Raw genomic sequence first — 12,251 nt, forward strand, 5'->3', positions numbered from 1 at the left:
GCACCTCTCATCACCCCCATTCGAAACCCACCCCCACCGAGAGGAATCGGACAATGTCCATCCCGCGTCCTGGCACGGCCACCCGAATATGCACGGCCATCGCACTGACCCTGACCGCCGGCGGCCTCGGCACCGCCGCGCTCACCGCGCTTCCCGCCAGCGCGGCCGCCGAGGCGGTGCAGGTCCAGTACCGCACCAGCGCCGGCGGAGCCACCGCCCACCAGTCGGAGCCGTGGTTCAAGGTGGTCAACACCGCGTCCACCCCGCTCTCCCTCAGCCAGGTCAAGATCCGCTACTACTTCAAGGCCGACGCCGCCGGCATCCAGTACCGGTTCGCCTGCTCATGGGCCAGGAAGGGGTGCAGCAACATCACCGGCACCTTCGGCAGCCTGGCCAACCCCACCGAAACCGCCGACCGCTACCTGGAGGTCGCCTTCACCTCCGGGGCCGGCTCCCTCGCCCCGGGCACGGACACCGGTGACATGCAGTTGCGGTTCTACCGCGCCGACTGGCAGAGCCTCACCCAGTCCGACGACTACTCCTTCGACGGATCCAGAACCGCCTACGGCGCCTGGGACAAGGTCACCGCGCACGTCGGCACCGCCACGGTCTGGGGCACCGCCCCGGCCGGCAACCCGCCGACGGACCCCCCGACCGACCCGCCCACCGACCCGCCCACCGGCGGCCCCGCGCTCTTCGACGACTTCGACTACACCTCGCACACCGACCCGGCGATCGGCGCCCACGGCTGGAGCGTCCGCGGCAACTCCGGCGGACCGGGTGTGCCGGGCGCCACCTGGGCTCCGGAGAACGTCACCTTCGCCATGGAGGGGACCAACTCGATCATGAATCTGGAGACCTCCACGGCGGGCACCGGCGGAACCACCGTGCACACCGAGATCCTCACCAAGGCGATGAAGTTCAAGAACGGCACCTACGCCTCCCGGGTGAAGTTCTCCGACGCGCCGACCTCGGGTCCTGACGGCGACCACATCGTCCAGACCTTCTTCACCATCAACGACCTCACGGCACCCATGGCCGACGACTACTCCGAATACGACTTCGAGTACCTCCCGAACGGTGGCTGGGGCGAGCCCTCCAACATCCTCTATGCCACCTCGTGGGAGACCTACCGTCCGGACCCCTGGGAGGCCGTCAACCAGCACTCGCAGACGCGCACGAGCTACGCCGGCTGGCACGATCTCGTCCTCACCATCGACGGCGGCAGCATCACGTACCACGTCGACGGGCAGCTGTTCGGCACGCACGACGCCCGCTACCTCCCCGAGCGTCCGATGTCGATCAACTTCAACCAGTGGCTCATCGACCTCAACGGTCAGCCGTCGACGACCCCCCGTTCCTACGACGAGAAGATCGACTACGTCCTCCACGTGAAGGATCAGGTACTCACGCCCGCGCAGGTGACGGCCAAGGTCAACGCCTACCGCGCGGCCGGCACCGGCTTCGAGGACACGGTGCCCGGCGGGCAGTGAACCCGGCCTCCCGCTCAAGGGGTGCGTGAGGCCGGAACGGCCCCACCCACCCCAGGTGTCAGCGCGGGATCGAGGGTTCGGGGTCAGCCTCCGGCGGGGGCGCGGACGCCCAGTTCGGCCAGCACGGCCCAGCCGCCGGACCGGGTGATCTCGACCTGGATCCCGTCGATCGGGGTGCCGGGGCCCACCCGGAACCACGTGAGGTCGTCGCCCCAGCGGACGCGGTGGTCGAGGTCGCCGACGTCCCGCCACGCGCCGGCCGCGGTGCGCACCTTGACCGTCGCCGCTTCGGCGTGGCCGGGCTTGAGGGCGACGCCGACCTCCATCGCGCGGGTCGGCCGATCGAAGGTGACGGTGTAGCGGGCGGGCGCCTCCCCGGGCTTCCAGGCGGCGTCGTAGTAGCCGACCACGCCGTCGATCGGGCCCGTGCGTCCCACGTTCGGACGGCCGGGAGCCGTGTACACGAGGTCGGTGTCGATGGCGAGGCGGCCCGCGGCGTGCAGCGCGGCCAGGTCCATGCGGCTCGGGTCGGCGGGCTCGGCCCGGATGCCGGCCACGTCGACGAAGTCGCCGACCAGCCGTCCCCGGGTCGAGTCGAAGCCGAGCACGAGGACCCGGCCGGGACGGACCTCGGCGACGGCGGGGTTGGCCTGGTCACCGGTTCCCGAGTCGTACACCAGCTCGCGCGGCGCCGCGTTCCACGGCCGGCCGGGGTTCCGCAGGACGGCCCCGACGGTGGCGCGGCGGCTGGTGAAGCGGCCGGAGAGGTCGCCGTAGGCGAGGAAGACGTCACCGTTCTCCAGGACCTCGGTGTGGGCCGAGGAGGTCACCAGGTCGATCTCGGCCGGGGGCGTCCAGGTGCGGCCGCCGTCGCGTGACCAGGATTCCTGGGAGCGGGCCGCGCCCATCGTGGAGGCCGCCGTGCCGATGCGCAGCAGGGCGTGGATCGTCCCGTCGGGCAGGACGGTGAGCACGGGCTCCTGGTAGTGGGTGTTCTGCGCGGACGCGATCAGCGACTCGGCGTCCGCGTTCCAGGACTCGCCGCCGTCCAGGCTGCGCACGACGGTGGCGCGCTGCCGGCGGTCGTCGGGGACGGTGCCGTAGAGCGGAATGATCAGCTCACCGGAGGGCAGTTCCTTGATCTGACCGTGGGCGGCCGCCCAGCCCAGCTCGTAGGTGTCGACGATGTCGGACTCGCCGCTCATCGAGGTCCGCACCGTGACCGGCTCGGACCAGGTGGCGCCGCCGTCGTCGCTGTGCCGGACGAACACGCCCATCGGCTCCGGAGGCGAGACCGAGTAGTCGATCTGGAACCAGCTCAGCAGGAGCCGGCCGGATCCGAGCTGGGTGATCATCGGGTCGCGGTCGTCGTAGGGGGAGTCGTGGACGACCTCGGGCGACGACCACGTCCGGCCCCCGTCATCGCCGGTCAGCATGAGCAGCCGGCCGTCCTGGCCCGTGTGGCCGGCGCCCTCGCGCGCCACCGCGGCGAGGGACCCGTCGTTCAGCCGTTCCATGTTCGGGAAATGCAGCTTCTTGCCCTGGGCCGCCTGGGCGACGATCACGTCGGGCCGGTCCGGAGCCGATGGGGTGGACGGGCTCGCGTGCGCCACGGCGCTCAAGAACCCCAGCGTGAGCAGCGCGCTCAGGGCGATGGAGATCGTTCGGTGGAGTCGCATAGTTTCCGGATCCAACACGGAATACCATTCCATGTCAATGCTCGAATTTCGGGCGAGAAGGGCCGCATCACGGCATGCCGAATTGGGCGGACCTCGCCGATGATGCGCGAATGGCGCCTAATGGCGCGCCTCGATCGAATGGCGTTCCACGGCCTGGCCGCCGTCCACGAGATGCAGGGCGCTCCACATGTTGGTCGTGCCGCAGGCGTGGTTGGGGACGATCCGCAGCAGGTCGCCCACACGCAGGCCCGAAGTGCCGGGGCCTGTGAGGTAACCGTGCTCCTCGTTGCCGCCTGTGAAGGCCAGTCCGTCCAGTGGGGCGCCCGCCGCGTCGCAGACGATCCCCAGGGTTCCGGCGGCCGCGACGGAGTCGGAGCTCATCGCCTTGATGCCCGCGTCGACGATGACGGTGCCGGGACGCTGAGCACTGGTGACGCGGGTCAGGACGGTCTGCGCGCATTGCTCGATCCGGGCGCTGCCCAGGCCGACCTGGTTGGCGTCGAAGTAGACGTAGGTGCCTGGACGGGCTTCGGTGACCCCTTCGGCGAACGGCGCGGAGGTGGCGCCGGGCGTCGAGCCGACCGACACCAGCGGGCACTCGTGCCCCTCGGCGCGCAGGGCCTTGGCGATCTGCACCAGCGTCCGTCCGGCGAGCTCTCCCGCCGCCTCCAGCCCGGCGCGGTCGGGGCCGTGCGCGGCGAGGTGCCCCTCGTGAGTGAGGACGCCTCGCATCTCCAGAGCGGGCAGCGCGGTGAGCGCGGCGGCGGCGCCGACGGCCCGGTCGGGATCGACGCCCGCACGGTGCAGGCCCGTGTCGACCTCCAGAACGAAGGGGACGGTGACGCCGGCGCCGGCGGCCGCCTCCGCCAGCGGTTCCGCCGCCTCCGGCGAGTCGAGCGCGACGGTCAGTCCGCCGCGGGCCGCGGCCTGGACGGCGAACGCGACCTTGGCGGGGCCGACCGGCTGGTGCGCCCACAGCACGTCCCCGATGCCCGCGTCCTGGAACAGCGCGACCTCCGCGGGCGTGGCGCAGGTGAACCCGGTCGCGCCGTGGGCGAGCTGCCGGCGCGCGACCGCGAGGCACTTGGAGGTCTTGAAGTGGGGGCGCAGCGCGACCCCGGCGGCGCCGATCGAGCCGGCCATGGCGGCCAGGTTCGCCTCCATGCGGGCCCGGTCGACGAGCAGCGCGGGCGTCGGCAGCGCGTCCAGGGACAGCGGGAGGTCCGCGGTCATGAGAGCCCCATCGATGGCCGCGGGTCTCCGTCCAGCAGCCACTCGACGGTCTCCTTCCTGATCTCGGGGAAGCCGGCCGGGCGCCGCCCGGCCATCTCGCGCAGCCCGGCGACGGCCTCGGCGGGCGTCCAGAGCGGGAAGTCGGAGCCGAAGACGAGCTTGTCGACCACGTCCCACTCCTGGGCGCGGGCCAGCGCGAGGTAGCCGTCCATCGGACGGGCCCAGCACGCCGAAACGTCGGAGTGCACACGGCGGTTCTTGCGCAGGGTCACGATCGTCTCGCGCTGCCACGGATGCCCGAGGTGCGCGATGATCTGGACGAGGCCGGGATGGCGGCGCGCGACGTCGTCCACGACCAGGGGGTTGCTGACCGACAGGTCACCGGCCGGGCTGGGGGTGGCGCCCATGTGCCACAGGACGGCCAGCCCCGCGTCCGCCGCGGCCCGGTAGAACGGGTCGTAGGCGGTGTCGCGCGGGTCGAACAGCGCCAGCACCGGGTACAACTTGATGCCGCGCAGGCCGCGCACGACGCCGTCCGCGAGCTGGTCGAGCACGTCGGGATCGGTGGGATCGAGCGCCATGAACCCGATCGTCTCGGTGGCGGTCTCCGCGCAGAACTCCTCGGTGTACTCGTTCGGGGTGAGGATCCCGGCCGCGGTGGCGCGGATGCCGAACACGCACGCGGCGGTCACGTCCGCCATGGCGCGGTCGTAGTCGGCCGGGGTGAACTCGTGGGCTCCCCGCCCGTAGACGGGCTTCCAGTGGTCGTCCCACTCGTGGCCCCAGTGTTCGGGCCGCTGGCAGTGGGTGTGGAAGTCGATCAACCATCCTCCCGGGTGCGGGGCGCGCCGGAGCGCAGGGACGAGTGCAGGAACTCCAGGGCGGCGACGACGTCGGCGTCGGCCGCGAGGTCCGCGGCGGCGGCGCGCAGCCGGTCCAGATAGCGGTCTCGGCGGTCGTCGTCGAACTCGGCGGACGGCCCGGACACGCTGACGGCGGCGACGCAGCCGCCGTCCACCTCCACGGGCACGGCGACGCAGCGCAGGCCGACGCTGCCCTCGTTGTCGTCCAGGGCGTGGCCGCGTTCGGCCGTGGCCCGCAGCTCTGCGGTCAGGGCACGGGCCGTCGTGAAGGTGTGCTCGGTGCGGGCGGGGAACGGTTCGGGCGGCACATGCACGGCGAGCTCCGGCGGGTCGAGCCGGGCGAGCAGCATCTTGCCGAGCCCGGTGCAGTACGCGGCGTCGCGGGTGCCGGGCGTGGTGTGGAAGCGGATCGGCCGGTCGGGTTCGCGGACGCACACGTGCAGCACCTCCCGCCCGTCCAGCACACCGAGGTTGGCGGTCTGGCCGGTGGCGCCCGCGACCTTCGCGAGGTGCCCGCCCGCCACCTGCGACAGGTCCAGCCCGGTCAGATAGGCGGTGGACAGCGTCAGGGTCTTGTGGCCGAGCCGGTAGGCGGGCCGCTCGTCGGCGCGGACCACATAGCCCATCTCCTCCAGCACGCCGAGGAGCCGCACGAGCGTGCTCTTCGGCAGGCCGGTACCGGTCGAGAAGTCGTTCAGGGTGAGCGTGCCGCCCTGCGCGGCGAGACGTTCCAGCAGCGCCAGGCCCCGGGCCAGCGCGTTGGCGTGGTAGTTGGCCGCCGCCGGGCGGTCGTCGTCCACGTTGCCGCGACGGGCCGCGGGCCGCGCGGCGGCGGCTCCTGTCCCTCTGGCTCTCTCCATGGGTGCCTCGTCTCTGTTCGGGGGATGCGCGATTCAGGGGATGCGCAGGATCTCGCCGTGCCGGGCGCCGCCGTGCGCGCCGAGGTGCACGCCCTCCTCGACCACGGCCCGGCCGCCGACGATGACCGCGCGGATCCCGTCCGGATACCGCTGGGGTGCTGCGAACGTAGCCCGATCGATGATGCGCGCGGGGTCGAAAACCACGATGTCCGCGGCCGCCCCCGCGCGGAGCACTCCGCGTCCCGCGAGCCCGGCCCGCTCGGCGGCGGCGGACGTGCACTTGCGGACGGCCTCGGCGAGCCCCAGCCGGCCCGGCACGGTCCCTTTGCCTCGCGCACCCCCCGGAACGGACCGGACGTACTCGGCGAACAGCCGCGGGTAGCAGCCGTAGGAGCGGGGATGCGGCATGCCCTGCCCGGTGGGCCCGCCGGGGTCGAGGGCCTGGCCGTCCGAGCCGATCACTGCGGCGGGATGCGTGAGCGCGTCGGCCAGGTCGCGTTCGCTGCGCCCGCCCGCCACCATCTGGACGCCGTTGCCGTGCTCGGCGACGAGGTCGAGCGCGATGTCCGGCGGGTCGGTTCCGGAATCGGCGGCGAGGTCGGTGACGGCCCGTCCGGCGACGGCGATCTCGTCCCACGAGTTCGGCAGGTCGCGCCACTCGTCCCGGACGCGGGCGCGGACGGCGCCCTCGGTGAGCCGGGCCCGCATCGGCCCCTCACCGCCCTCCTGCGCCCACGCGGGCAGGAGCTGCGACAGCGGCGCGTTCCCGGCCAGGTACGGGTAGACGTCGAAGGCGACGTCGAGCCCGGCGGCCCGCGCGGCGTCGATCAGCTCCAGCGCCCGCGCGACCGAGCCGTGGTTGCGCCGCCCGACCGCGACCAGGTGCGAGATCTGGGTGCGGCAGCCGGTCGCCGCCGCGACCCGCAGCGCCTGCCGGACGGAGTCGAGCAGCCCGTCGGCGTAGTCGCGGACGTGCCAGGCGAACAGCCGCCCGTACGCGGCGGCGGTGCTGCCGAGCGCCTCCAGTTCGTCCTCGCGGGCGTAGCAGACCGGCGCGTAGACCAGGCCCGTGGAGACGCCGGCGGCGCCCGCCGCGAGCGCGTCGCCGAGCAGCCCCCGCATCCGGTCGAGCGCCGCGGCGTCGGCCGGCCGGTCGCCGAACCCGACGGCCGCCGCGCGCAGCGGCGTGTGCGCGACGAGCGCGGCCACGTTCACCGCGGGACGCGCGGCGTCGAGCGCGGCGAGGTAGCCGGGCAGGTCCGTCCAGTCCCAGCGGACGGCCGGGTCCAGGTCCAGGTACCCGGCGGCGGCGCGGAGGGCTTCAAGGTGGTTCCGGGGATCGGCCGGGACGGGCGTCACGCCGAGGCCGCAGTTGCCGACCACGACGGTCGTGATCCCCTGCCGGACGGCGCTGTGCGCTTCGGGGCCCGAAAGGAGCGTCAGGTCGGAATGGGTGTGGACGTCCACGAACCCCGGCGCCACGACATGGCCGGACGCGTCCATCGTCCGCGCCGCGGGCCGCCCGGCCAGGTCGCCGACCTCCGTGACCCGCCCGCCCTCGACGGCGACGTCGGCGCGGCGCGGCGCCGCCCCGGTGCCGTCGGCGAGCGTCCCGCCGGTGATGAGCAGATCGGTCACGGCGCCGCCTCGGGGCGCAGCCGGAAGGTGGCCTGCACCTCGACCGGGCTGCCGGTCGGCAGGGCGGCGACGCCCAGCGCGACCCGCGCGTGGCGCCCGGCGTCGTCGCCGAACACCTCGGTGAACAGGGCCGTCGCGGCGTCGGCGACCAGATGCTGGTCGGTGAACCCCGGCGCGGACGCCACCCACACCGACACCGCCTCGACGTGCTCGACGGCGCCGAGCCCGCCGTCGCCGGACAGCTCGTCCCGGACGGCGGTGAGGACGTTGCGGGCGCACTGCCGCGCGCAGGAGCGGGCCACGTCGAGCGAGACGTCCACCCCGACGCGGCCCTCGGCGAGGAGCTCGCCGCCGCGGGCGGCGACCTGGCCGGAGGCGATCAGGGCGCCGCCGGAACGGCGCGCGGCGGCGACGGACGGGCGCTCCCCCGCGGGCCCGGGTTCCGCGGGGGCGGCGGCGAGTCGCTGGTCGGCGTCGTGCAAGGTGTCTCCCTCGGGTCAGGTGGCGGCGAGCACATCGGCGGGTTCGGCGAAATGGCAGGCGGCCGGATGGCCGACACCGTCGCGCTCGACGAGCGGCGGCGTCTGCGTCGCGCAGATGTCGCGCGCCTTCCAGCAGCGGGTGCGGAACCGGCAGCCGGACGGCGGGTCGATCGGGCTCGGCACGTCGCCGGTCAGCATGATCCGCTCCGGGCCGTCGCGGGTGCCCGGCCGCGGGCGCGGCACGGCCGACAGGAGCGCCTGCGTGTACGGGTGGGCCGGGCTCCGGAAGATCTCGTCCCGGGTGCCGCGCTCCACGATCGTCCCGAGGTACATCACGGCGACTTCGTGCGAGACGTGCCGCACCACCGACAGGTCGTGCGAGATGAACAGGTACGCCACGCCCAGCTCGCGCTGCAGCTCCCGCAGCGTGTTGACGACCTGCGCCTGGATCGACACGTCCAGCGCGCTGACCGGCTCGTCCAGCACCAGGACCTTCGGGCCGAGGGCGAGCGCGCGGGCGATCCCGATGCGCTGCCGCTGCCCGCCGGAGAACTCGTGCGCGTACCGGCGGGCGTGCGAGGGCGCGAGCCTGACCATGTCGAGCAGCTCGGCGACCCGTTCCGGGCCCCCGTCGTCGTAGCGGCCCTGGACGCGCAGCGGCTCGGCGATGATGTCGTGGACGGTCATCCGCGGCGACAGCGACGCGTACGGATCCTGGAAAACCAGCTGCAGGTCCTGCCGGAGGGCGCGGAGTTCGGCGCCGCGTGCGCGGGTGACGTCCCGGCCGGCCACGGCGATCCGCCCGGCGGTGGGCTCCAGCAGCCGCACCACCATCCGTCCCGTGGTCGTCTTGCCGCAGCCGGACTCGCCGACCAGGCCGAGCGTTCGCCCGGCCCGCAGCGAGAAGTCGACGCCGTCGACGGCGTGGACGCTGCCGGTCCGCAGGCGCAGCGGTCCCGACCGCACCGGGAAGTGCTTGGTGAGGCCGGTGACGCCGAGGACCTCGTCCGGCGCCGCGGGCACCGCCTTCTCAAGCTCGGGCATCGGTCTCCTCCCCCGCCAGCTCGTGATGGAAATGGCAGGCGCTCCCGCGTCCCGCGCCTGTTTCCAGGTGGGGGGACGACCCCCCACGCCCCCCGGCAACTGCGCCGAGCTGCACCAGCTCCGGACGCTCCACCCGGCACCGGTCCCGCGCCATCGGGCAGCGCGGCGCGAACGCGCAGCCCTCCGCGATCTCCCCCGGCGCCGGCGGGGACCCCGGGATCGGGGTGAGGTCGCCGGCCTCGCCGTCCAGCGCGGGCAGGCTCTCCAGCAGCCCCCGCGTATAGGGGTGCCGGGGCGAGTCGAAGATCGCCGCGACGGCGCCGTGCTCGACGACCCGCCCGGCGTACATCACCACGACCCGGTCGGCCAGCTCGGCGACCACGCCGAGATCATGGGTGATCAGCACGGTCGCGGCGCCGGTCTCCCGCCGGGTCAGCCGGATCAGGTCCAGCACCTGGGCCTGGACGGTCACGTCCAGCGCGGTCGTCGGCTCGTCCGCGATCAGCAGGTCGGGGTCGTTGGCGATGGCCATCGCGATCATCGCGCGCTGCCGCATCCCGCCGGAGAACTCGTGCGGGTACTGCTTCAGCCGCCGCTCCGCCCCCGGCACCCCGACGAGGGTCAGCAGCTCGGCGGCCCGCGCCCGGGCCTTCGCCCGCGACATGCCGCGCCGGTGCAGCCGCAGCGCCTCGCCGATCTGCGCACCGATCGACATGACCGGGTTCAGCGCGGTCGTCGGATCCTGGAAGATCATCGCGATCCGGCCGCCGCGCAGCCTCCGCAGCTCGCGCGGCGCCATCGCGCGCAGGTCGGATCCGTCGAACACGACCCGTCCCGAGACGACCCGTCCCGGCGGCCTGATCAGCCCGAGCGCGGACATCGCGGTGACGCTCTTGCCCGAACCCGACTCGCCGACCACACCGAGCGTCTCGCCGGGCGCGACGGTGTACCCGGCGCCGTCCACGGCCCGGACGGTCTCCTCGTCGCCCGCGAACTCGACGACCAGGTCCTCGATCTCCAGCAGCGGGCCGGTCACGGGTTCTCTCTTCGCGGGGGCGGTCATGTGCGTCCTCCCGGCGTGACCGCGTCGCGGAGGCCGTCCCCCACGAAGTTGACGGCGAGGACCGTCACCGCGATCGCGACGCCCGGCGGTATCCACAGCCACGGCATCGTCTGGATCAGCGTCAGGTTCTGCGCGTCGTTCAGCATGTTCCCCCAGCTCGCCTGCGGAGGCCGGACGCCGAGCCCCAGGAAGGACGCGGTCGTCTCCAGCATGATCGCCTGTGCGACGGCGAGGGTGCCGGTCACCGTGACCGGCGCCAGCGCCGCGGGGACGATGTGCTTGCGGATCAGCCACCACGCGTTCGCGCCGGACGCCTCGGCGGCCTGGATGTACTCGCGGTCGCGCAGCGACATGGTCACGCCGCGCACCACCCGGCCGGCGACCGGCCACTGCGTCAACCCGATGGCGACGATCAGCACCGTCACGCTCGGCCCGACGATCCCGGCGAGCACCAGGATCACCACGACGGTGGGGAACGACATCACGATGTCGGCGATCCGCATGATCACGTTGTCGATCACGCCGCCGAACAGGCCGGAGACCGAGCCGAACAGCGTGCCGACCACGACGGCGCCGAGCGCGGCGGCCAGCCCCACCAGCAGCGACACCCGTCCCGCGTGCAGGGTGCGGGCGAACACGTCGCGGCCCGAAGTGTCGGTGCCGAACCAGTGCGCGCCTGACGGGCCCTGCCGTACCGCGTCCAGGTCCACCGCGTTCGGATGCCCGGCGATCAGCGGTGCCAGCAGCGGCACCAGCACCACGGCGCCGAGCACGGCGCTCCCGGCGACGGCGAGCCGGTTGCGCCGGAACCGCCGCACCGCCCGCGCCCGGGGCGACGCGGACGCGCCTCGGCCGGCACCGCCCGGCCCCGGCCCCTTCTCCATGGACGGCTTCTTTCCCACCTTCCCTGCCGGCGCGCCGGCGGGCGTCGCGGTCATCGCAGGCTCACTCTCGGGTCGACGACGGCGTACAGGACGTCCGCGATCAGGTTGCAGAGCAGCACGAGGACCGCCACGTACAGCGCGAACCCGACGATGACCGGGTAGTCGTGCTGGCCGATCGAGCTGACCGCGAGCTGCCCCATGCCGGGCCAGGCGAAGACCTGCTCGATCACCACCGCGCCCGCCAGCATCTGCGGGATCTGGTACATCACCACCGTGATCAGCGGGATCAGCGAGTTGTGCAGCGCGTGCCGCATGACGACGCGGGCCCGGGACGCGCCCTTCGCCTCGGCCGTCCGGACATAGTCGGCGCCCAGCTCGTCCACCAGGCCGCCGCGCACGTAACGAGTGAACGGCCCCGCGGTCACGAACGCCAGGATCAGCCCCGGCAGGATCAGATGCCGGAGCTGGTCGACGGGCCCGCCGTCGCCCGGCGTCGTCATGCCGGCGGACGGCAGCACGCCCCACTTCAGCGAGAACAGGTAGATCCCGACGATGCCGAGGAAGAACGGCGGCACCGACACCGCGGCCAGGCCGAGGACGGTCGCGCCGTAGTCGACCGCGGTGTTGCGGCGCACCGCGGCGGCCACGCCGAGCGCGATCGACACCACCAGGGCCACCACCAGTGCGGCGCCCATGAGCTGCAGCGTCGGCCCGACCCGCTCACCGAGGACCGCCGAGACGGGACGGTGCCCGACGTAGGAGTATCCGAAGTCGCCGTGCAGCGCGCCCGACAGCCAATGGCCGTACTGGACGACGACGGACCGGTCCAGGCCCAGCTCGTGCCGCTTGGCCTCGATGAACGCGGCGCCGCCGCCGCGCATCTGCTCCGGGTCGACCATCATGCGGACCGGGTCGCCGGGCGCGACCCGCACCAGCACGAAGATCCCGATGCTGATCAGCACGAACACGAACGCGTTCACCAGCAGGCGCCGGATGACGTAGGCCGCCACGC

Annotated in this window: 11 protein-coding genes; 1 reads left to right on the top strand and 10 read right to left on the bottom strand. The window is 73.5% G+C overall.

The genetic code is table 11. From position 1 onward, the window contains the following. Positions 1–53 precede the first annotated feature (53 nt). Positions 54–1,493 carry a cellulose binding domain-containing protein gene (locus ACTWPP_RS21075; RefSeq protein ID WP_443106026.1) on the top strand — a complete coding sequence of 480 codons (1,440 nt, stop codon included), beginning with the start codon at positions 54–56 and terminating at the stop codon, positions 1,491–1,493. A gap of 83 nt (positions 1,494–1,576) precedes the next feature. Here the strand turns inward: ACTWPP_RS21075 and ACTWPP_RS21080 are convergent, their stop codons facing one another. The 10 genes from ACTWPP_RS21080 to ACTWPP_RS21125 all read right to left on the bottom strand — a co-directional run bounded on the left by ACTWPP_RS21080 (position 1,577) and on the right by ACTWPP_RS21125 (position 12,249). After that, entirely contained in the window at positions 1,577–3,172 is a 1,596-nt protein-coding gene (locus tag ACTWPP_RS21080; protein WP_443106027.1) for a sialidase family protein, read from the bottom strand. Positions 3,173–3,289: 117 nt separating this feature from the next. After that, positions 3,290–4,405, bottom strand: a complete 1,116-nt coding sequence (locus tag ACTWPP_RS21085) for an alanine racemase (RefSeq protein WP_443106028.1) — start codon at positions 4,403–4,405, stop codon at positions 3,290–3,292. Then, complete coding sequence (locus tag ACTWPP_RS21090; RefSeq protein WP_443106029.1) at positions 4,402–5,229, bottom strand: amidohydrolase family protein; 828 nt, start codon at positions 5,227–5,229, stop codon at positions 4,402–4,404. Before ACTWPP_RS21090 ends, ACTWPP_RS21085 begins: the two co-directional genes overlap by 4 nt. Continuing rightward, positions 5,226–6,128 (bottom strand): IclR family transcriptional regulator, encoded by a 903-nt coding sequence (locus ACTWPP_RS21095; RefSeq protein WP_443106030.1) that lies wholly within the window; start codon positions 6,126–6,128, stop codon positions 5,226–5,228. The genes ACTWPP_RS21090 and ACTWPP_RS21095 overlap by 4 nt, the downstream gene beginning before the upstream one ends. A 33-nt stretch (positions 6,129–6,161) precedes the next feature. Next, on the bottom strand, positions 6,162–7,766 hold the full coding sequence (locus tag ACTWPP_RS21100) for an N-acyl-D-amino-acid deacylase family protein (protein WP_443106031.1): 1,605 nt from the start codon (positions 7,764–7,766) through the stop codon (positions 6,162–6,164). Then, entirely contained in the window at positions 7,763–8,248 is a 486-nt protein-coding gene (locus ACTWPP_RS21105) for a RidA family protein (protein ID WP_443106032.1), read from the bottom strand. The genes ACTWPP_RS21100 and ACTWPP_RS21105 overlap by 4 nt, the downstream gene beginning before the upstream one ends. Before the next feature lie 15 nt (positions 8,249–8,263). Beyond that, entirely contained in the window at positions 8,264–9,292 is a 1,029-nt protein-coding gene (locus ACTWPP_RS21110) for an ABC transporter ATP-binding protein (RefSeq protein WP_443106033.1), read from the bottom strand. Further along, complete coding sequence (locus ACTWPP_RS21115; RefSeq protein WP_443106034.1) at positions 9,279–10,355, bottom strand: ABC transporter ATP-binding protein; 1,077 nt, start codon at positions 10,353–10,355, stop codon at positions 9,279–9,281. Before ACTWPP_RS21115 ends, ACTWPP_RS21110 begins: the two co-directional genes overlap by 14 nt. Next, positions 10,352–11,293, bottom strand: a complete 942-nt coding sequence (locus ACTWPP_RS21120) for an ABC transporter permease (RefSeq protein WP_443106035.1) — start codon at positions 11,291–11,293, stop codon at positions 10,352–10,354. Before ACTWPP_RS21120 ends, ACTWPP_RS21115 begins: the two co-directional genes overlap by 4 nt. Then, a complete protein-coding gene (locus tag ACTWPP_RS21125; RefSeq protein WP_443106036.1) occupies positions 11,290–12,249 on the bottom strand; it encodes an ABC transporter permease in 960 nt (319 codons plus the stop codon). The genes ACTWPP_RS21120 and ACTWPP_RS21125 overlap by 4 nt, the downstream gene beginning before the upstream one ends. Positions 12,250–12,251: the final 2 nt, after the last annotated feature.

The organism is Actinomadura sp. 3N407 (assembly GCF_052245875.1).
GTDB lineage: Bacteria > Actinomycetota > Actinomycetes > Streptosporangiales > Streptosporangiaceae > Spirillospora.